1 protein-coding gene is annotated in these 247 nt (G+C 62.3%); it reads left to right on the plus strand.

The genetic code is table 11. From position 1 onward, the window contains the following. On the plus strand, window positions 1–247 hold a 247-nt coding region (locus IJ15_RS25075), incomplete at both ends, for a proton-conducting transporter transmembrane domain-containing protein (protein ID WP_037136121.1).

Here is a 247-nt window from a genome sequence, read left to right on the forward strand (position 1 = left end):
CGTGGCACTGATCCTCGTCGTCGAGTCGATGGTGCTGATGTCGTTCCTGTCCCTCGACATCCTGCTGTTCTACGTCTTCTTCGAGGCCATGCTGATCCCGATGTACTTCCTCATCGGTGGCTTCGGGCAGTCCGCCGGCCGGTCGCGGGCAGCGGTGAAATTCCTGCTGTACAACCTATTCGGCGGTCTGATCATGCTCGCCGCGGTGATCGGCCTGTACGTCGTCACGGCGGGGGCAGACAGCCCG

The sequence above is a fragment of the Prescottella defluvii genome (assembly GCF_000738775.1).
In the GTDB taxonomy this organism is placed as follows: Bacteria; Actinomycetota; Actinomycetes; order Mycobacteriales; family Mycobacteriaceae; genus Prescottella; species Prescottella defluvii.